The sequence below is a fragment of the Methylobacterium sp. B4 genome, from assembly GCF_003201865.1.
GTDB lineage: Bacteria > Pseudomonadota > Alphaproteobacteria > Rhizobiales > Beijerinckiaceae > Methylobacterium.
In genome coordinates this window covers 37,114-56,592 of sequence record NZ_QJJJ01000002.1, presented here as the reverse complement: position 1 = coordinate 56,592, position 19,479 = coordinate 37,114, and the positions used below count along the sequence as shown (strand labels likewise).

The 19,479-nt window shown below is 71.6% G+C and carries 20 protein-coding genes; 9 read left to right on the top strand and 11 right to left on the bottom strand.

Translation table 11 applies throughout. The features are described from left to right. The first annotated feature begins 202 nt into the window (after positions 1 to 202). The gene (locus BY998_RS03885) at positions 203 to 883 is read left to right on the top strand and encodes a hemolysin III family protein (RefSeq protein ID WP_110350320.1); all 681 of its coding nucleotides are present in this window, start codon (positions 203 to 205) and stop codon (positions 881 to 883) included. 27 nt (positions 884 to 910) lie between these two features. On the opposite strand, the gene BY998_RS03880 is transcribed toward BY998_RS03885, so the two are convergent. The 9 genes from BY998_RS03880 to BY998_RS03840 form a co-directional block, all read right to left on the bottom strand. Continuing rightward, positions 911 to 2,005, bottom strand: coding sequence for a UV damage endonuclease UvsE (locus BY998_RS03880; protein WP_110350319.1), 1,095 nt, complete (start codon positions 2,003 to 2,005; stop codon positions 911 to 913). Between the two features lie 58 nt (positions 2,006 to 2,063). Next, positions 2,064 to 3,086 (bottom strand): biotin-dependent carboxyltransferase family protein, encoded by a 1,023-nt coding sequence (locus BY998_RS03875; RefSeq protein WP_110350318.1) that lies wholly within the window; start codon positions 3,084 to 3,086, stop codon positions 2,064 to 2,066. After that, positions 3,083 to 3,808, bottom strand: coding sequence for a 5-oxoprolinase subunit PxpB (gene pxpB / locus BY998_RS03870; RefSeq protein WP_110350317.1), 726 nt, complete (start codon positions 3,806 to 3,808; stop codon positions 3,083 to 3,085). Before pxpB ends, BY998_RS03875 begins: the two co-directional genes overlap by 4 nt. A gap of 47 nt (positions 3,809 to 3,855) precedes the next feature. Beyond that, positions 3,856 to 4,713, bottom strand: a complete 858-nt coding sequence (locus tag BY998_RS03865) for a protein-glutamate O-methyltransferase CheR (protein ID WP_110350316.1) — start codon at positions 4,711 to 4,713, stop codon at positions 3,856 to 3,858. Continuing rightward, positions 4,713 to 5,861, bottom strand: coding sequence for a chemotaxis response regulator protein-glutamate methylesterase (locus BY998_RS03860; protein WP_110350315.1), 1,149 nt, complete (start codon positions 5,859 to 5,861; stop codon positions 4,713 to 4,715). The genes BY998_RS03865 and BY998_RS03860 overlap by 1 nt, the downstream gene beginning before the upstream one ends. A gap of 70 nt (positions 5,862 to 5,931) precedes the next feature. Continuing rightward, positions 5,932 to 6,333 (bottom strand): response regulator, encoded by a 402-nt coding sequence (locus BY998_RS03855; RefSeq protein ID WP_110350625.1) that lies wholly within the window; start codon positions 6,331 to 6,333, stop codon positions 5,932 to 5,934. Between the two features lie 16 nt (positions 6,334 to 6,349). Further along, the gene (locus BY998_RS03850; RefSeq protein ID WP_110350314.1) at positions 6,350 to 6,829 is read right to left on the bottom strand and encodes a chemotaxis protein CheW; all 480 of its coding nucleotides are present in this window, start codon (positions 6,827 to 6,829) and stop codon (positions 6,350 to 6,352) included. Positions 6,830 to 6,861: 32 nt separating this feature from the next. Next, positions 6,862 to 9,606, bottom strand: a complete 2,745-nt coding sequence (locus BY998_RS03845) for a hybrid sensor histidine kinase/response regulator (protein WP_110350313.1) — start codon at positions 9,604 to 9,606, stop codon at positions 6,862 to 6,864. Between the two features lie 190 nt (positions 9,607 to 9,796). Further along, positions 9,797 to 10,537 carry a histidine phosphotransferase family protein gene (locus BY998_RS03840; RefSeq protein ID WP_110350312.1) on the bottom strand — a complete coding sequence of 247 codons (741 nt, stop codon included), beginning with the start codon at positions 10,535 to 10,537 and terminating at the stop codon, positions 9,797 to 9,799. Between the two features lie 261 nt (positions 10,538 to 10,798). On the opposite strand from BY998_RS03840, the gene BY998_RS03835 reads away from it, so the two are divergent. From BY998_RS03835 to BY998_RS03800, 8 genes are all read left to right on the top strand, one after another. Continuing rightward, positions 10,799 to 11,713, top strand: a complete 915-nt coding sequence (locus tag BY998_RS03835) for a 3'(2'),5'-bisphosphate nucleotidase CysQ (RefSeq protein WP_110350311.1) — start codon at positions 10,799 to 10,801, stop codon at positions 11,711 to 11,713. Positions 11,714 to 11,847: 134 nt separating this feature from the next. Then, positions 11,848 to 12,462, top strand: coding sequence for a DUF1134 domain-containing protein (locus BY998_RS03830; RefSeq protein ID WP_110350310.1), 615 nt, complete (start codon positions 11,848 to 11,850; stop codon positions 12,460 to 12,462). Between the two features lie 160 nt (positions 12,463 to 12,622). After that, a complete protein-coding gene (locus tag BY998_RS03825) occupies positions 12,623 to 13,321 on the top strand; it encodes a hypothetical protein (RefSeq protein WP_110350624.1) in 699 nt (232 codons plus the stop codon). 177 nt (positions 13,322 to 13,498) lie between these two features. Then, entirely contained in the window at positions 13,499 to 13,777 is a 279-nt protein-coding gene (locus BY998_RS03820) for a 3',5'-cyclic-nucleotide phosphodiesterase (RefSeq protein ID WP_110350309.1), read from the top strand. A 77-nt stretch (positions 13,778 to 13,854) separates the two neighbouring features. Beyond that, the gene (locus BY998_RS03815) at positions 13,855 to 14,205 is read left to right on the top strand and encodes a hypothetical protein (RefSeq protein WP_110350308.1); all 351 of its coding nucleotides are present in this window, start codon (positions 13,855 to 13,857) and stop codon (positions 14,203 to 14,205) included. Positions 14,206 to 14,311: 106 nt separating this feature from the next. Further along, the gene (gene lysA, locus BY998_RS03810) at positions 14,312 to 15,580 is read left to right on the top strand and encodes a diaminopimelate decarboxylase (protein WP_110350307.1); all 1,269 of its coding nucleotides are present in this window, start codon (positions 14,312 to 14,314) and stop codon (positions 15,578 to 15,580) included. A gap of 73 nt (positions 15,581 to 15,653) precedes the next feature. After that, a complete protein-coding gene (locus tag BY998_RS03805; RefSeq protein ID WP_110350306.1) occupies positions 15,654 to 16,205 on the top strand; it encodes an alpha/beta hydrolase in 552 nt (183 codons plus the stop codon). Positions 16,206 to 16,401: 196 nt separating this feature from the next. After that, complete coding sequence (locus BY998_RS03800) at positions 16,402 to 16,785, top strand: exopolysaccharide production protein YjbE (protein WP_110350305.1); 384 nt, start codon at positions 16,402 to 16,404, stop codon at positions 16,783 to 16,785. A 146-nt stretch (positions 16,786 to 16,931) separates the two neighbouring features. Here the strand turns inward: BY998_RS03800 and BY998_RS03795 are convergent, their stop codons facing one another. Together BY998_RS03795 and BY998_RS03790 are read right to left on the bottom strand one after the other, a co-directional pair. Then, positions 16,932 to 17,960, bottom strand: a complete 1,029-nt coding sequence (locus tag BY998_RS03795; protein ID WP_110350304.1) for a TIGR01620 family protein — start codon at positions 17,958 to 17,960, stop codon at positions 16,932 to 16,934. Then, on the bottom strand, positions 17,957 to 19,405 hold the full coding sequence (locus BY998_RS03790; RefSeq protein ID WP_110350303.1) for a YcjX family protein: 1,449 nt from the start codon (positions 19,403 to 19,405) through the stop codon (positions 17,957 to 17,959). Before BY998_RS03790 ends, BY998_RS03795 begins: the two co-directional genes overlap by 4 nt. Positions 19,406 to 19,479 lie beyond the last annotated feature (74 nt).

Sequence of the window (19,479 nt, the reverse complement as noted above, 5' to 3'; positions counted from 1 at the left end):
GCCATCGGTCCCGATCCTGAGGAAGGGATCCCGCGCGGCCGGACGGCACTGCAGCACAAAAAGCGTCTTACCTTGCGCCGCACAGCACGAGCTCAGTCGTCGGCGGCGTAATTCCTGTGGAGAGATCGCATCTCGGTAGTCCGGCTATGGAACGAGTCGCATCTGCCAAGACTTAAATACCTCGCCAACACAGGGGCAGAGGATGTTTCTGGCTGAGGACGGACGACCGATTGCGCTGACCTGGAACTACACGCCCAGCGAATTGCGGGCGGACGGGGCGGTCCATATCGCGGGTGTCGTTCTCGGACTTCTCGGGGCGATCTGCTTGGTCGTGACGGCGGCCCTCACCCATCTTGGTTGGATCGAGCGCGCCTCTCTGCTGGTCTACGCGACCGCGATGGTTGCGATGCTGGGAGCGTCCGCGGCCTACAACATGTGGCCGGTCAGCCCGCGCAAGTGGATCCTGCGCCGGTTCGACCACGCCTTCATCTACCTGATGATCGCCGGCACCTACACGCCGGTCGTGGCCCTGGTCGGCTCCGGCCCCGTCGCCTGGAGCCTGCTCGCCCTGATCTGGGCGGTGGCGCTGGCCGGCATCGCCATCAAGATCCTGATGCCCGGGCGCTGGGACCGGGTCTCGATCGTGCTCTACCTGATGCTCGGCTGGAGCGGCGTGCTGGCCTACGAGTCGGTGATCTCGGGGCTGACCCCCTCCGCCCTGTGGTTTCTGGCCGCCGGCGGCCTGCTCTATTCGGGCGGCGTGGTCTTCCACGTCTGGCGCGGCCTGCCGTTCCAGAACGCGATCTGGCACGCCTTCGTGCTCGCCGCGACCGCCTGCCACTACGGTACGATCATGGCGAGCGTGTTGAGCGTCGGAGCCTGACCTGAGGCAGGGCCGATCCGCGGCCGTTCAGGCCGCGGCCAGCGAGAGGTCCCGCCCGATCCGCGCGGCCAGCGGCACGCTCGCCTGGTTCTTGCCCTTGGCCTCGATCTCGAAGTCGCTCCAGGCGAGATGGCGGGCGACGAGCGCGTTGACCGCCTCGTTCCACATCAGGTCGGAATGCGCCGCCAGATCGCGCCAGGAATGGCCCTCGCCCGAGAGCGCGGCGAAGTCCGGCAGGGTAGAGGGGTCGTGGTCGGGCAGGACCGTCTCGCGCGAGACGCTGACATGGCTCACAGGCCGCACCCCGCGCCAGGAGGCGATGACCGCCCGGATACGGGGATCGTCGGGCTCGATATACTCGCCCCGGCTCTCGACCCAGTGATGGTGGAGATCGAGCACCACCGGCACCCGGTCGCCCAGGCGCAGCACCGCGTCGAGGCCGAACAGCGACTCGTCGTTCTCGACGGTGAGCAGGTCGCGCGCGGTCTGCGAGATCAGGGACAGGCTCTCGCGAAATCCCTCGATGCCCGGCTCGCGCCCGCCGATATGGATGTTCACATGCGCCCCGTGCGGGTGCCAGCCGGAGCCGTAGCCCAGCATCGCCATCACCTCGGCGTGGTACTCCAGCTCGGCGATGCCGTTCTCCTGCGCCGGCGGATTGCGCGAGGCGATGATGCAGAACGGGCCGGGATGCATGCTGAGCCGCACGGCGCCCGCCCGCGCCCGCTCGCCGATGCGGGCAAGCCCGGTCTCGATCAGGGCGCGCAGGGCGGGCTCGGCGTAGAGCGGCTGCGCCACCGGATGGGTGTAGCCCGGCAGGACCGAACTCGCCATGCGCAGCAGCCGCTCCAGGGGCGGGCGGGCCGAGACCCAGGCGATCTGCCGCTCCAGGGCCGCGAGGTTGTGGCGCACCACCCCCGTCAGCTTCTCGACGCGTGCGGTCGGGCCCAGGCGCTCCAGATGCGCCATGGTCACCGTGCCGAGATTCATCAGCTTGGCCGCGTCCTTGGCCGCCTTGAGGGTTTTATGGGTGGGGTCCGGATCGGGGATGAAGGTGCAGCAGAAGCCGAGGCGGGGCGGCTCGGATTGAGTCGGGGCGATGGTCGGGGAAGCGCGTGACATGGGCCGACAACGCGCGAGAGGCCTTCGCGTCCCCGAAGAATCCGTTTCGCGCAGGACCTCAATCTCCGGCGCGCAGGGCGTCCACCGCCTCGCCCGCGAGATTGGCGCTCATCAGCCGCTCGGCCACGCCCGCCACCGGCCGCAGCCGTGCGGCCAGCCCCGCCAGGAGCGCCCCCTGCGCACGGGCGAGGCGGGTAGCGGTTTCGAGATCGACCGGCGCGAAGCGCAGGCGCTCGCCGGGGCGCCGCTGGGCGATCCGGCGCAGGTCGGCCGAGATCACGGTGGCGATCTTCGGATAGCCGCCGGTGGTTTGGCGGTCGGCGAGCAGCACGATCGGCCGGCCCGAGCCCGGGACCTGCACCGAGCCCGCCACGGTGGCGTCGGAGACGATGTTGAAGCCGCCCGGGCCGTGCGCGATCTCGGGTCCGTCGAGCTGGTAGCCCATGCGGTCGGCCCGGTTCGAGACGGTGAAATCCTGCGATAGGAAGGTCGCGAGGCCGGCTTCCGAGAACAGGTCGTCCTGGGGCCCGAGCACGACGCGGATGGGAGCCTCCCGCTCCAGCGGAACCGGATCGAGAGCCTGCTCGGCTGCGCCGCCGGGCGGGAAGGGGGCGAGCGGCAGGCGGTCGCCCTCGCGCAGGGGCTGCCCGTCGAGCCCGCCGAGGGCGGCCCGCTGGTGCAGCGACCGGCTTCCCATCACGGGGGGCACGGCAAAGCCGCCGCCGGCCGCGAGCGAGGCGAACACACCCTCACGGGGCCGCTCGATCTCGAGCTCCGAGCCCTCCCGCACCACGAAGGAGCGGTGGCCGGCGATGATCTCGCCGTCGAGGCGCAGCACGCTCGGCGCGCCCGCCAGCGCGAGCCGCACCGCTCCGCCCTCGACCCGCAGGCGCGCGCCTGCGAGCCCCAGCTCGATCGCCGCCGCCCCCGGCCCGTTGCCGACGAGACGGTTGGCGGCGGCATGGGCGAGAGGGTCCATCGGCCCGGAGGCGGAGAGGCCGTAGCGCAGGAAGCCGCGGCGTCCCGCGTCCTGGAGCGAGGCCGCGCCGGTCAGGCGGATGACGTGCAGGCGAGCGTTCATGCCTCGCACAATTCGGCCACGGGCTCGCCGGCCTCCGCCGCGGCGGCGAGCACGTCCCAGCGCTCCGGCGGGGTCGGCACGAACAGGACGCGGTCGCCGGGCTGCAGCAGGAAGACCGGTTCGCGCCCCGGCACGAAGGTTTTCTCGGGCGTGCGGCCGAGCAGGTGCCAACCGCTGGGCGCGGCGATGCTCGCCACCAGCGCCTGCGCGCCGCCGATGGAGACGGTGCCGGCAGGCGTGAGGGGCCGCGGGCTCGGGCGGCGCGACAGGGCGAGGCCGGGATCGAGCCCTTCGAGATAGGCGTAGCCCGGCAGGAAGCCGATCATCGCGACCCGGTATTCGGGGGCGCTGTGGCGCTCGATCACCGCCTCGGGCGCGAGGCCGTGATGGGCGGCGACAGCCTCCAGGTCGATGCCGAAATCGCCGCCATAGACCACCGGAATCCGCCACAGTCGCCGGGACGGTACGGGCGCCAGCGCCTCGGCGGCGAGCGCCAGCACCGCGCGGCCGAGTTCGGCCGGATCGGCGCGTAACGGATCGAGATGCACGGTCAGGGAGCGGTAGGTCGGCACGGTCTCCAGCAGCCCGGGCCAGCCCCGCTCGGCCAGGGCCGCGTCGAGGGCCAGCACGCGGGCGTTCGCCCCGGCGTCGATCCGCGTGCCGAACTCGATGGTAAAGGCCGTGTCCCCGCAAGGCAGCAGTCGGGGCGGGTCGCGCGTCATGGGGCGAGGCTAGCCGATCCCGCGGCCTGCCGCGAGACGGGTGTCTCTCAGAAGCCTGCGGCGAGGCGGTGGGGCAGGGGCGCCCGCGCGCTCGTGGCGGGATGGCGGTAGAGGCCGCGATGCTCGCCGTCGGGCGCCAGCGCGTCGGTGAGGCCGATCACCGTTTCGGCGGCCCCGAGCAGCACGGCTCCGTCGGGCGCGAGCACCTTGGCGATCCGCTGCAGCACGTCGGCCTTGGTCGGCGCGTCGAAGTAGATCAACACGTTGCGGCAGTAGACGATGTCGAACTGACCGAGATGCTCGAAGGATTGCAGCAGGTTGAGCGGCCGGTAGCTCACCATGCCCGCGATCTTGGGGCTGATCCGCCACTGCTCGCCGACCTGCGTGAAGTGCTTGACGAGGAGCTGCACGGGCAGGCCGCGCTGCACCTCGAAGTGGCTGTAGAGGCCGAGCCGGGCCTTCTCCAGCACCTCCGTCGAGAGATCGGTGCCGACGATCTCGATCTGCCAGCCGGCGAGCTGGGCGGCGGCCTCGTGGATCAGCATGGCCAGGGAGTAGGGTTCCTGGCCGGTGGAGGCGGCGGCCGACCAGATCCGCAGGCGCCGCACCGAGGCGCGGGCGGCGATGGCCCGGGGCAGCAGCACGTCGCGGAACAGGTCGAAGGGCGCCCGGTCGCGGAAGAAGAAGGTCTCGTTGGTGGTCATCGCCTCGACCACGGCCCGCTCCAGCGGGCCTTCCCGCGACAGCCGCAGGGTGCCGACGAGGTCGGCCAGCGTGCCGATGCCGAAGCGGCGGCAGACGGGGGAGAGCCGGCTCTCGACGAGATAGCGCTTCTCGCCGCCGAGGCTGAGGCCCGAGCGCTTCCTGAGATAATCGCGCAGGAACGTGAAATCCGCCTCCGTCATCACCCGCGCTCCGCGATCGCCTGGCGCAGGACCGGCCCGATCTCGGGCAGCGGCAGGACGGCGTGGCACAGGCCCGCCTTGGCGACGCTGCCGGGCATGCCCCAGACCGTGCTCGTCGCCTCATCCTGGGCGAGCAGGGTGCCACCGGCCTCGACCAGGGCGCGGCTGCCCGCCGTGCCGTCCGAGCCCATGCCGGTGAGGATGACGCTGAGCGTCGCCCCGCCGTAGAGGGCGGCGGCGTCGAGGAACATCACGTCGACCGCCGGGCGGCAGAAGTTCACCGGCGGCCCGTCATCGAGGCGGATCACGGGTTCGGTGGCCGAGCCGGACAGCCGCATGTGGCGTCCGCCCGGCGCGACGTAGATCCGGCCGGGCTGGACCCGCTCGTCGGCCTTGCCCTCGGCCGCCGGCAGGCCGATCCGCGCGCCGAGATGCTCGGCGAACACCGCCGTGAAGACCGGCGGCATGTGCTGCACGATCAGCACCGGCAGGCGCCGCAGGGTGGCCGCGCCGATCTTCTCCAGCACCTCGCCGACCGCCCGCGGGCCGCCGGTCGAGGAACCGATCAGCAGGGCGCGCGGCGCCGCCACGGTGCGGGGCTTCGGACGCAAAGTCACCGTGCCGGACAGGCGCGAGACGGCCGGCGCGGCGGGCGCCGCCGCGGAGCCGCTCTCGACCGGGGTCGGACCGGGCCTGCGCCGGGCGCGGGCGGCGCCGAATACGCGGATGCGCTCGATGAGGTCGTTGCGGAACCCATCCGAGGTGGTGACGCCGCGGTTGCTCTCGGGCTTGGGGATGTAGTCGACCGCGCCGAGAGCCAGACAGCGCAGGGAGACGTCGGCGTTGCGCTGGGTCAGGGTCGACATCATCACGACCTGCACGCCCGGCTGCTTGGCGAGCATCAGGGGCAGGGCCTGGATGCCGTCGAGTTCCGGCATCTCGATGTCGAGGAGCACCACGTCGGGGGCGCAACGGGCCAGGGCCTCGACCGCAGCGCGCCCGTTGGGGGCGGTGGCGACGACCTCGTGGCCCGCCTCGCCGAGCCAGCGCGAGACGAGGCCGCGCACCACGGCGGAATCGTCGGCGACGAGCACCTTCACCGGGCTGCGCGCGGCCGGAGCGTGGGCGACGGCGGGAAAGGCCGACATGGGGGGTTCGCTTCCGGATCGAGGAGGGAAGGCGGGGGCCGTTGCGGTCCCCGCAGCCGCGAGAAGGGGGTCAGGCCGCCTCGGACGGGTGCGTCGCGAGGCCGACCTGATCGAGCTTGGCCGTCAGGATCTCGCGGTCGAAAGGCTTCATGATGTACTCGTCGGCGCCCGCGCGCAGCGCCCGGGCGATGGCGCCGACATCGTTCTCGGTGGTGCAGAACAGCACTTTCGGCTGGTCGCCGCGGGAGGATTGCCGCAGCTGGCGCAGCACCTCGTAGCCGTCCATGTTCGGCATGTTCCAGTCGAGCAGGATCACCGAGGGCATCGCTTCGGCGCACATCGCCAGAGCCGTCTCGCCGTCCTCCGCGTCGCGGACGCTGAAGTCGAGCGTCTCCAGGATGCGGCGGGCGACCTTCCGGATCACCGCCGAATCGTCCACGATCAGGGCGGTTCGGGTGGAAGCGGTTTTCATCGGGGCGGCCTCCACCTCAGGCCACCTGGGCGTCGCGGGCATCGCCGAAGGCGAGCAGCGCGTCGACGTCGAGGATCACGAGCAGGCGACCGTCCAGGCGGTGGACGCCGAGCGAGATGTCGCGCCAGCGGGCATCGAGGTTGATCGGAACCGGCTCCTGGGTGTCGGCGCCGAGCTTCAAGACCTCGCCGACGCCGTCGACGATGAGCGCGAAGGTCTCGCCCGCCTGCTCGAGGCCGATCGCCATCTCCGCCGCGCCCGCCTCGCGGGCCGGGATGCCGAGCCGTCGGCGCAGGCACAGGGCGGTGACGACCCGGCCGCGCAGGTTGAGCAGGCCGACGATCTCCTTGGGTGCGAGCGGCACCGGGGTGATCCCGGCGGGCACGAACACGTCGTGCACCCGGTCGATGGTGAGCCCGAACATGGTCTCGCCGACGAAGACGGTGACGTAGTCGGTGGTGTCGGTGGCGACGGTGTTGGCGTTGGCGGCCTGCATGGCGGCGGCTCCTCTTCCGGTCCGTTCGTGTCTCAGGCGGCGGCGCGGGCGTCGCCGGACGGGCCGGCTTCACCGATCTCGGACAGGGCGGCGAGCAGGCCGCTGCGGTCGAACTTGGCGACGAGGTCGCTGATCGCGAGGCGCCGTGCCTGCTCGATGGCGTCGGCCCCGACCGTGCCGGTCAGTGCGATCACCGGCATCTCGGCGAGCCGACCGCCGGCCCCGCGCATGGCGGCCACGAGGTCGAAGCCGCTGCGGCCGGGCATGTCGAGGTCGCTGACCACGAGGTCGATGCCCGGATTGCCCTTGAGGGCTGCCAACGCCTCGTCGGCACTGGCGGCGATCGTGACGCCGTAGCCCGCCGCCTTGAGCACGGGGGTGAGCATGTCGCGGAAGAAGGCCGAGTCGTCCACGAGCAGCAGCGAGGGCGCCTTGACCGTGGTCTTGCGCGGCCCGCGCGCCCAGTCGTCGTAGGCGAGCGGCAGGAAGTGGGCGATGTTGATGATGTCGGTGGCCCGGCCCCGCAGCACCGCCGAGCCGATGAGGTCGGAGCGGTCGGCGGAGATTTCGATGTCGAGGCGCTCCTCGACGATGTCGACGATCTCGTCCACCACGAGGCCCATGGCCCGGTCGCCGTCGGAGAACACCACCAGCGCCTGGTTGCCCTCGGAGCGCAGGGTGATGCCGGGATCGGCCGGGACCAGCGGCATCAGGCGGCCGCGGTACTGGATGAGCGGGCGCCCGCCCAGATGCTCGATCTTGGAGGCGTCGATTTCCTCCAGACGGGTGACGAGGGAGAGCGGCACCGCCTTGAAGCCGCCCGCGCCGCCCTTGAAGACGAGGAGCGTCGCCTTGGCGTCGCCCGCCTCGATCTCCTCGGCCTCCGTCTCCGTGGCCGCGCCGGACTGCGCGCTCTGGCCGACTAGCTTGGCCACGCCGTTGGGATCGACGATCAGCACCACGGCGCCGTCGCCGAGGATCGTGTTGCCGGCAAAAAGCGGGATGTGCCGCAGCTTCGACGACATCGGCTTCACGACGATCTCCTCCGTGTGGAAGACCTCGTCCACGAGGACGCCGAAGCGCTGGCGCCCGACCTGGGCCACCACCACGAAGCCGGATTCGACGACCTCGCCCTCCTCGACGGTGGCTTGGCCGCGCATCAGCCCGTCCAGGGTGACGATCGGCAGGAGCCGCTCGCGCAGGCGCAGCACCGGCGCGCCGTGGATGCGCTCGATGGTGTTGGTGCTCTTGTTGTCGTTCTTGGGATCGACCCGCACCAGTTCGAGCACGGCGATCTGCGGCACGGCGTAGCGCTGCTCGTTCGCCTTGACGATCAGCGCCGAGACGATGGCCAGGGTGAGCGGGATCTTGATGGTGAAGGTGGTGCCGCGGCCGAGTTCGGTCGCGATGTCGACCACGCCGCCGATGGTCTCGATGTTGGTCTTGACCACGTCCATGCCGACGCCGCGGCCGGAGACCGAGGTGATCGCCTTGGCGGTGGAGAAGCCGGCGTGGAAGATGAACTTCGCGACCTGCGCATCGGTCATCCGCTCGATGTCGGCGGCGGGCGCGAAGTTGCGCTCGATCGCCTTCTTGCGGATCGCGGCGAGGTCGAGGCCCTTGCCGTCGTCGGCGATCTCGATCGTGATCGTGCCGCCCTCGTGATAGGCCGAGAGGCGGATCGAGCCGCGGGCGGGCTTGCCGGCCTTGATGCGCTCGTTGGTGGACTCGATGCCGTGATCGGCCGAGTTGCGCACCATGTGGGTGAGCGGGTCCTTGATGACGTCGAGCACCTGCCGGTCGAGCTCGGTCTCGGCGCCCGACATCACGAGGTCGATGCCCTTGCCGAGTTCGGCCGAGAGGTCGCGCACGACCCGGGGCAGCTTCTGCCACGCATTGCCGATCGGCTGCATGCGCGTCTTCATCACGCCTTCCTGCAGCTCGGCCGTGACGTGGCTGAGGCGCTGCAGCGGGACCTTGTAGCCGGAATCCTCGTGGCGGCGGGCGATCTCGAGGAGCTGGTTGCGGGTCAGCACCAGCTCGGACACCATCGTCATCAGGTGCTCGATGGTGTCGACGTTCACGCGGATCGTCTGCACCTTGGCGACACCGCCCTCGCCGCCCTCGGCGGCTGCCGAGGCCGACGGCGCGGACCGCTCGGCGGCCGGCTCCGGCTCCCGGGCGGGGGCGGCGGGCTCGGCCGCGATCGCCGCCGCCATCTCGACCTTCGGCACGGCGACCGGCGCAGGCGGCTCGCTGGCGAAATCGTCGGGGCCGGGCGCTTCCATGAAGGCGCGCTCCAGATCCTCGAGCGAGACCTCGCCGGGCTTCAGCTCGCGCTCGACGATGGCCGGCAGCGCCTGCAGCACCGGCAAGGACGGCGGCGCAGCGGCGGCGGGCGCCTCCTCGGAGGACATCTGCTCCAGGGCGTCGATCAGATCGGAATCGCCCCCCGCGGGCTCGGAGCCGGTGGCCTCCAGATCGGCGAGGATCGCCTTGAGACGGTCGAGGGTGGCAAGGATCAGCGTCACCGAGGAGCCGCTGACGGGATAACCGTCGCGAAAGCGCCCCATCAGCGTTTCGGCGGCGTGGGCCAAAGCTTCCAGGCGCGGAAGACCGAGGAAGCCGCAGGTGCCCTTGATGGTGTGCACCAGCCGGAAGATGTTGCGCAGGATCTGCTGGTTGTTCGGATCCTGCTCGAACCGAACAAGCTCCGCGTCGACCGTGTCCAGGTGCTCGGCGCTCTCGACCAGGAACTCGCGAAGCAGATCGTCCATGGGGGATACTCGTCTACGCGCACGAACGGACGTGCGACGAGCACTCTCGCCTTGGAAAGTTAGTGAAGCGTTGCGGCGGCGCTTAAATTCACAATTGTTCGTCGCTTCAGGCGACCGAAAGACTCTTCCCGGCCACCCCTTATAAGGAATCCACTCCGTGGGACGGCACAGTCCCACGGGGAGGGCCGCTTCAGGCGAGCTGCGTGTCCGGCGGCGCGCTGTCGGAGGGGCGCTCGTCCTCGACGCTCGGCGCGGGCGCGCCGGGCAGCCCCGTCCCGGCCTCGGTCGGCTTGGCGGTCACCGTCACCTCGTCGCCCTCGATAGCGAAACGCACGTCCATCGCCGCGGCGCGGGCCACGAGGCCGGCATAGAAGGGCAGGATGCCGTGGGCATCGACGGTGCCGCCCTCGGGCGTACCCGCGATCAGGGCCTCGACATGGGCCGGAATGCGGGCATGGCTGCCCTTGGCGCGCAGGACGAAGCGGGGTGCGTCGCCGCCGCCGGTCACGGCCACGTCGATCACCCCGCCGCGGGGGATCGCGCTCGACGCGATCACCACGAGGTTGAGCAGGAGCTTCACCTTGTTCTTCGGGAACAGGGCCTGCGGGGCGCTCCAGGTGATCTGCGTCTTCTCGTCGGCGAACATGGCCCGCGCGACCTTCTCCGCATCGGCCAGATCGATCGAGGCGCCGGCCGAGCCGGCCGCGCCGAAGGCGATGCGCGCGAACTGGATTCGGGCCGAGGCGGTGCGGGCGCTCTTGCGGATCAGGTCGAGGGCGAACTCGCGCATGGACGGGTCGTCGTCGTCCTCCAGCACTTCGAGGCCGTTCACGATGGCGCCGATCGGGCTGATCACGTCGTGGCACACGCGCGAGCACAGCAGCGCCGAGAGATCGAGGGCGTCGAGGGTGAGGCTGGTGGGACCGCTCATGGCACGCTCCGTTCCCGGATATCGAAAGGTGTCGCGCGGCCTCGTCCGTTGCGGGGCAGCCCGCTTCTCGGACGCCGCAGGCACCGGTTGAGCCAAGCGAATAGTCACGGACGCACGCTTTGGAAAGCCGCGTCCGTCGCGCGGCCTTCGCGCCGCCTCGACCAATAGGGCAACTGGGGGCAGCGTAGCGGATACGGAGGCCACGCCGATTTGTGCGCCCGCCGGTCGACAAGCCGGTCTTTGCCGTGAGATGACACTCGCATGTCTGCGCCAGCGACCGCGTCTGACCCTGTCCAGGCCTGCGAGCCGGTGTCCCTGACGGTACCCGTCCCGGAGCCGATGCGCGACGCCATCGCCGAGCGGCTCGCCGCCATCGCCTGCGAGGCCGGGCGGATCCTCAAGGGCTATCACGGCAGCGACTGCCCGCACGTGATCAAGCCCGACGGCTCGCCGGCCAGCCTCGCCGACACCCGCTCGGAGGCCCTGATCGTCGCAGCCCTGGCGCGGGCCTATCCCGACATCCCGGTGATCGCGGAGGAGACCTCGTGCGCCGCGCAACCCGCGCCGCTGTTCTTCCTGGTCGATCCCCTCGACGGCACCCGCGACTTCCTGGCGGGCCACGAGCAGTACTGCGTCAACATCTGCCTCGTGCAGGGCGAACGGCCGGTGGCCGCGGCTCTGGCGGCGCCGGGTCTCGGGCGGGTCTGGGCGGCGGGCACGAGCGCCCGCGAAGCGCCGATCCGCGAGGGCCGGCCCGGGGCCTTCCATCCGGTGACGGTGCGCGCGGCGCCCGCTTCGGGTCCGGTCGCCCTGATCAGCCGCCGCCACGGCGACAGCGAGACCGATGCCTGCCTGGAGCGTCTGGCGGTCGGCGAGCGGCGGGTCGCCTCCTCGGCGGTGAAGTTCTGCCTGATCGCGTCGGGCGAGGCGGACATCTACGTGCGCTGCGCCCCCACCATGGAGTGGGACACGGCCGCCGGCGACCATGTCCTGACCATGGCCGGAGGGCGCGTGATCGGCCCCGGCGGTGCCCTCGTCACCTACGGGCATCGCGACCGCTTCTACCGCAACGGACCCTTCGCCGCGCTCGGCTCGGCGGCCTATTGCGATGCGCTCGCCCTGCCGCCGCGCAGCGCCGTGTCGTATTTCGACCTTCGCCGGGCGGGTGGCGCCTGAGCCTCCGGTCGGCGGGAGGCTTAATCGCCTGTTAACCCAATCTTGACTTGATCGGTCCCGAGATTGCGCACTCCCTGCGGCGATGTCGTGCCCGCCGGGCGGGAGCGCCCGCGCGCGGGGATAGGGAGACCGACATGCCGCACGATCCCATCCGTAGGGGCACCACCCGCCGCACCGCCCTGCTCGGCCTCTCGGCCGGGCTGTCCGGCGGCTTCCTGGCCGGTGCCGTCCCCGCTCTGGCCTATCAGGACGACAGCGTCCGCCCGGACTCGTTCCGCCCCCGGGAGATCGTCGAGAACGGGCACCGCTTCTTCGGCAGCGTGTCGCGCGGCCTCGCGTTGACCGTCGAGGAGGCGACCCGGCGCTGGGGCGAGCCCAACGGCTACATCCTCGGTCAGGAGGCCTCGGGCGCCATCGTCGGCGGCCTGCGCTACGGCGAGGGCACGCTCTATACCCGCAATGCCGGGCAGCGCCGGATCTACTGGCAGGGGCCGACGCTGGGCTTCGATGTCGGCGGCGACGGCGCGCGCACCATGATGCTCGTCTACAACCTGCCCGCCGTGCGCGACCTCTACCGCCGCTTCGGCGGGGTGGACGGCTCGGCCTACTTCATCGGCGGCTTCGGTATGACCGCGGTGACCGATGGCGGGGTCATCGTGGTGCCGATCCGCTCCGGCGTCGGCGCCCGGCTCGGCATCAATGTCGGCTATCTGAAGTTCACCGGCCGTCCGACCTGGAACCCGTTCTGATTTCTCCTCGGGTCCGCCTTCTCGCGCGAAGCCGCGGGCGTGGCCTCGCGGCGCGACCGAAGGCCGCTTGCCTCCCCGCGGGCAAGACGGGCAAAAGACGCAGCGGCCGGACTTGCCGGCCGAGGCGGCGTGAGGGCCCCCCGACGTGATCGAGACCGTGATGATCTTCGGGCTCGGCTTCCTTGTGGCGAGCCTGTGCGCCCTGACGATCCTGCCGACGGTGAACGCCCGCGCCGCCCGCCTCGCCCGGCGGCGGATCGAGGCGACCCTGCCGGTGAGCGTCTCCGAGGTGGTGGCCGAGCGTGACCATCTCCGGGCAGAATTCGCCGTGGCGCAGCGCCGGCTGGAGCGTAAGGTGGAGGCCGTCGCCGCCCACCGCCACGCCGACATGGCCGCGATCGGGACTCGCACCATGGAGGCGGAAGCCGCGATCGCCGCCCGCCTCCTGAGCGAGGCGGAGGTGGCCCGCGCCCTCGAACGCATCGCCGGCCTCGACCGGGATCTCGCCCAGGCCCGTGCCGAGGGCGAGACCGGGCTCACCACCCTCCATGCCCTGGAGGAGGCCCACCGCACCATCCTCGACGACCTCAAGCGCGCCCGCCGCACGCAAGGGGAGCCCGCCGCCCTCGCCTCCGAGGACGAGGCGGGCGAGACCGGGACGCTGCGCGCCGAGCTGGACAGACTGCGCACGGAGCTCGCGGCGGCGCAGGCCGCGCTGGCCGCCCGCGGAGGCGACGACACCGCCGAGCTGCGCCGCCGCATCGCCGAGGTGGCCGATGCCCTGGCCCGGCGCGAGCGCCTGCCCCAGGTCGGCGCCTTCCCGGCCTCCGCACCGGCCCCCGCGCTCGCCGAGGGCTGAGCCGCCGGGAGCCGAAACGCACCGCGCGGGCGGCCGCCGGGGCCATCTCCCTTGCGGCGTTTCCCGGGAGCCCGTAAGCACCGATCCACCTTGCGTTTGCCCCGGGGCCGCCTTGTTGCGGACATGCGGGGGCATCATCGCGCCGGATATTCCCACAACCGCGATCGAGCGAACATCATGGCCTTGAAGCTGACGCCCTTCGTTCTCGCCCTGACGGGCGCGGCCGTCCTGCTGGCCGCCCCGGCGCAGGCGCAGCAGTCGAAGCGCGGCAACGAGACGCTCAAGAAGTACTGCACCGGCGACTATCTCAGCTATTGCGGCAACCTCGACCCGGACGATCCGGCGACCGACCAGTGCTTCAAGACCAACTGGTCCAAGCTCTCCGAGAACTGCCGCCGGGCGATCGACGCCTACACGCCGCCCAAGGATTCGGCGCGCGGCAACAAGAAGAGCTGAGGAGTCCCCGCGGCCGCGGGCTCGCGCCGCGCGCGGCCAACGGTTAAGCTGGCGCCGCCGCCAAGCCGGAAATGCCGATGTCCGCCCCTTCCTCCCGCCTTCCGATCCTGATCGCGCTCGGCCTCGCCCTGACCTGCTCGGCCTGCGGCCGGCGCGGCAGCCTGGAGCCGCCGGGCGCGGCCGTCTCCGAGACCGCCCCGGTCGTGCGCCCTGGGGCACCCGCCTCGGCCCGGAGCCTGCCGGGCAGCACGGTCTCCGTCGGCGATCGCGGCGCGGCGCCCGAGGCGGACGCCGTCCTGGCGGGCGACGAGCTGAACCCCGCGGCGATCCCTCCCGGCGGGGATGCCGTTCCGGTCACGACCTCCCGCGGGAGCAAGCGCGGCTACCGGATCCCGAAGGAACCCTTCATCCTCGACGCGATCCTGTAGGATGCGCTCCGCCCGCCGGAGAGCACCCCACACCCCTTAGAGCCACTGGGCGCGACGGCCCGGTCCCGTGGGACCGGCGAGGCCCGCGGCGGCGGATTGTCCGGACATGCACCATTTCCACTACCGGGACGGGCGCCTCCACGCCGAGGACGTCGATCTGACCGCGCTGGCGGAGGCCGTCGGCACGCCGTTCTACTGCTACAGCACCGCCACCCTGGAGCGGCATTACCGCGTCTTCGCCGAGGCCTTCGCCGCCGACGACGCGCTGGTCTGCTTTGCCATGAAGGCGAACTCGAACCAGGCGGTGCTCGCCACGCTCGCCCGCCAGGGCGCGGGCATGGACATCGTCTCCGAGGGCGAACTGCGCCGGGCGCTCTCCGCGGGCGTGCCGGGAGAGCGCATCGTCTTCTCCGGCGTCGGCAAGACCCGCGAGGAGATGGCCGCCGCCCTCGACGCCGGCATCCTCTGCTTCAACGTCGAGAGCGAACCCGAACTCGCGGCCCTGTCCGAGGTCGCCGCCTCCCGCGGGCAGAAGGCTCCGGTTTCGATCCGGGTGAACCCGGACGTGGACGCGCGGACGCATGCCAAGATCTCGACGGGCAAGTCCGAGAACAAATTCGGCATCCCGATCTCCCGCGCCCGCGAGGTCTACGCCGCGGCGGCTCGGATGCCGGGCCTGTCGATCACCGGCGTCGACACGCATATCGGCAGCCAGATCACGGACCTGACCCCCTTCGACAACGCCGCCCGCCTGCTCTGCGAACTCGCCCGCGACCTCCTCGCCGACGGGCACCGGCTACACCACGTCGATTTCGGCGGCGGACTCGGCATTCCCTACCGCGACGACAACGCCCCCCCGCCCGACCCGGCGGCTTTGGCGGAGATCCTGCGCCCGCATTTCAAGCCGCTGGGCCTGCGTCCGGTCTTCGAGATCGGACGGATGATCGCGGGCAATGCCGGCATCCTCGTCACCCGGGTGATCTACGTGAAGCCCACGGGCGAGAAGACCTTCGTCATCGTCGACGGGGCGATGAACGATCTGATCCGCCCGACGCTCTACGAGGCCTTCCACGCCCTGCGGCCCCTGCGCGAGCCCGCCCCCGACACGCCCCGGTTGACGGCGGACGTGGTCGGCCCGGTCTGCGAGAGCGGCGACTACCTCGCGCTCGGCCGCGAGATGCCGGCGGTGGTGCCGGGCGACCTCATCGCGGTGATGAGCGCGGGCGCCTACGGCGCGGTCCAGGCCGGCACCTACAACAGCCGCCGCCTCGTGCCCGAGGTGCTGGTGAGCGGCGACCGCTCGGCGGTGGTGCGCCCGCGCCCGAGCTACGACGACCTGATCCGCCTCGACCGCCTGCCCGACTGGCTCGCCTGAGGGCGGCGGGCGAAGGAGCCGCCGGCCCCGCCGCCCGTTGCGTAGAGGTGCTGCACGTCCGAAAAGACCGCCCATGAAGACTGCCGATTGCGACATCCTGATCCTGCCCGGCTATGCCGGCTCCGAGGAGGAGCATTGGCAGGCCCGCTGGGCGTCGCGGCTCAAGACCGCGCGGATCGTCGCGCAGGCCGATTGGCACCGGCCCGACCCGGAAGCATGGCGCGCCCGCGTCGCCGAGGCGGTCGCCGCCGCGACGCGCCCCGTGGTGCTGATCGCTCACAGCCTCGGCGTCGTGGCGGCGGTAGAGGCCGCGCCGCGCTTCGCGCCCGGTGCCGTGATCGGGGCCTTGCTCGTGGCCTTCCCCGATATCGAGGCGGGCGCGGAACTTCCCGAGAGCGTGCGTGCCTTCGCTCCCGTCCCGCGCGATCCCCTGCCGTTCCCCTCGCTCCTGGTGGCAAGCCGCACCGATCCGCATTGCACCTACGAGCGGGCGGAGGATTACGCCTATGCTTGGGGCTCGGCGCTGGTGGATGCGGGGGAATCCGGCCACATCAACGTGGCGAGCGGCCACGGGCCCTGGCCCGAGGGTCTGATGCGGCTCGCAGGCTTCCTCGCGCCACTCTGAGTCCTGGGCTTTTGCTCAGATCAAGAAACCGACGGTATCGCGCCGACTTCCCCCAAGGGACCGAAAGCGGTTCTCATCCACGGACCCCAAAAAATAATTCATCCTGGGAAGAATCGGGAACTAAAATTTCCTTAATCGCTTTCTCCGGGCACACCGGTCGGCAATTCCGGTCGGACAGAATCGGAGGAACGCTATCGTGACGTTCACGAAGACCATCGCCACCGCCACCGCTTTCGCCTTCATCGCCGGTTCCGCCCTCGCCGCGCCGTGCAACACCGGCAGCACCGCCAAGGCTCCCGAGGGCTCGACGGCCTCGAACAGCAGCACCGGCAGCGGTGCCGAGGCAGGCTCGAAGAACCTCGCGGGCGGTCAGCAGCCGGCTTCCCCCGGCACCGTCGGCGCGATGAACAATGTCGGCGCCGGTCAGGGCGTCGGCAACAAGCCGGGCTCGGACCAGACCTCGTCCGCCAAGAACACCGCGGGCGGCGACCAGCCGGCCGCTCCGGGCACCGTCGGCGCGATGAACGCGGCCGGCCACGATCAGAAGCTCGGCGACAAGAAGGGCGGCGACGACTGCTGATCGTCGCGCCCCGGGGCCGTCCAAGCCTCAAGGCCGTCTGCAAGGCCGTCTGAATGAGAAGCTCCCGCACCGGCCGGTGCGGGAGCTTTCTTGTTCGGGGCACTGCCGGGAACTTCATCGACAGGATGCGCAAGGGCGAGGGCGCGTTACGCCCTGTCCTCGCTGCTGCGGAAAAGCTGGCCGGCGACGTCGTTGACTGTGGGCGGGCTCACGCGGACGAAGGGCAGGGGGCGACAGACGGCAAGCGCCGCGAGGCCGAAGCGGGCCGTCATCAGCCCGTTGAGCACGCCCTCACCCAGCTTGGCCGAGACGCGGGCAGCGAGCCCCAGACCGAGCACCTGATGCAGCATGCCCTCGCCCACCGCCATGCCGCCGGTCACGGTGAGGTGGGCCAGAGCCGCCCTCGCGAGCCGCAGGAAGCCGAGCAGGCCGGGGCGGCCCCCGTAGATCGCCGCGATCCGGCGCAGGAGCCGGGCGGCGGAAAACACCACGAAGGCGACGTCGACGATGGCTCGCGGGCTCAAAGCCGTCACGGCCGAGACCTGGCTCGCGGCCTGTGCGATGGCCGCCTTGGCCTGCCGGTCGAGGGGGCTCAGCAACTCGCCCTCGGCCAGCGCCAGACGGTCGTCCACGTCGAGGATCGCGTCCCCCACGGCGTCCAGCCGCCGGATGCCGGCGGCGAGCGCCGGCCGGCCCGTGTAGAAGCCGCGCAACTCCTGCACCACACCCTGCGCCGCGGTGTGATCGCGGGTCGAAAGCGCCGCGAGCGCGCGCTCGCGCAAAGCCTCGATCTTGCGTTCGCGCCAGACGCCGAGCGCCTCGCGGGCGACGAGGGCCGTGAGCGCGACCGCCGCAATTCCGAGAAGGGCCAGCGCGACGAAGCCGAGCCAGGGGGCGGTGGCGAACAGGTCGGTGATCAGCCGCTCGATGGAGAGGCCGACCGCGATTGTGACGAGCCCGCCGAGCGCGCTGAACAGGATCGAGAGCCAGGGCGCCCGACGCTTGGGTGCCACCGGCACGGCGACGCCGTCGGCCGCGTCGACGATCTCGTAGGGCTCGTCGACGAAGCGCACCTCCGGTCGCGGCGGAGGCGGCGCCTCGGCGGTCGCGGCCTCGGGCGGCGTCTGGTCGGCGGACGGGATACGGAAGGCGCGCGGGCGCTGCGGGTTGGTCACGTCAGCCGATCCCCGATCAGGAACTGCATGGCCCGGTCGAGCCGGATCTGCGGCAGATGACCCGGCCGGCCGAGCGCGTCTGACCTGACCGGGGGCGGGCGAAAGCGCGGGAAGCGGAAGGAGCCCGGCGGGACCGCCCCGTCGAGCACCGCCTGCGGGTCGGCGGGCAATTCGCCGGGAAACACCGCGGCTTCCGAGAGCCCGTCGAAGATCTCGTCGCCGACATGCTCGCCCGCTTCCGGCGTGCCGGAGACGGCGCGCAGCACCTCGCCGCCGTCATGGACCGTGGTCTCGCGGGTGGCGCGGACGGAGGCGAGCGCCACGGTGCCGACCCGGGCGCCCGCGGCCTCGGTGCGGCGCATCGCCCGCGAGACCAGCAGGCGCAGCAGCGCGTCGAGCCGGTCGTGGCTCGACTGGTGCAGGTGGTCGGCCTTGGTCGCGGCGAACATGATCCGCTCGGCCCGGGGGGCGAAGAAGCGCGAGAGCAGGCTGTTGCGGCCGATGCGGAAGGCGAGCAGCACCGCGTCCAGCGCCTCCTCCAGCTCGGCCAGTGCCGCCGGCCCGGAATCGACGGCCGAGAGCACGTCCACCAGCACGATCTGGCGGTCGACTCGCTGGAAATGCTCGCGGAAGAACGGCTCCACCACCTTGCTCTTATAGGCCTCGAAGCGCCGCTCCATCAGGGCGCCGAGGCTGCCGGGCGCCTGCACCTCTTCCAGCCGGTCGAGCGGGGCGAAGGTCAGCATCGGCGAGCCGGCGAGGTCCCCGGGCATCAGGAAGCGCCCCGGCGGGGTGGTGGCGACCGATTCCGCGCCCGCACGCAGGGCCGCGAGATAGGCCTTGAAGGCGTTGGCGGCACGCTCGGCCACCACCTCGTCGAGGGGCGCGGCCGGATCGAGCTCCGCCATCACCGCGAGCCAGGGCGCGGCGATCTCGGCCCGGCCCGCCCGGCGGGTGCCGGCGATGGTGGCACGCGACCACGCCACGTAGCTCTGATCGACCAGGGCGAGATCGAGCAGCCACTCGCCGGGATAATCCACCACGTCGAGCATCAGCGTCGCCGGCCCGCTGCGCCAGCCGCCCGCCCGCTCGTACTCGATGGCGAGGCGGAACTGGCTGATCCGGTCGGTGGAGCCCGGCCAGCGCCGAGCCTCCGTGAGCGCGGTAAAATTCTCCTCGAAGGGGAAGCGCGGCACGTCGTCGTCGGGCTGCGGCACGAGCCGGGCGCGGCGCAGGCGTCCGGCATGCGCCGGCTCGAAGGCGGGGAGCGCGTGGCCCTCCACGAGGTGGTGGATGAGGGCTGTCGTGAACACCGTCTTGCCGGAACGGGCGAGACCGGTGACGCCGAGGCGCAGCGTCGGCTGGATCAGGAGGTCGCTGGAGGCCTCCGCGAAGGCCTTGATCGCGGAGCCCGCTTGCGCGGCGTAGTCGAAGAGGGGCGGCAAGGCGGACTCTGGCGGCGGAAACGGGCTTGGCCGCTGTCAGGTGGCGCGCGAGAGGGCCGATCTCAAGGCTTGCC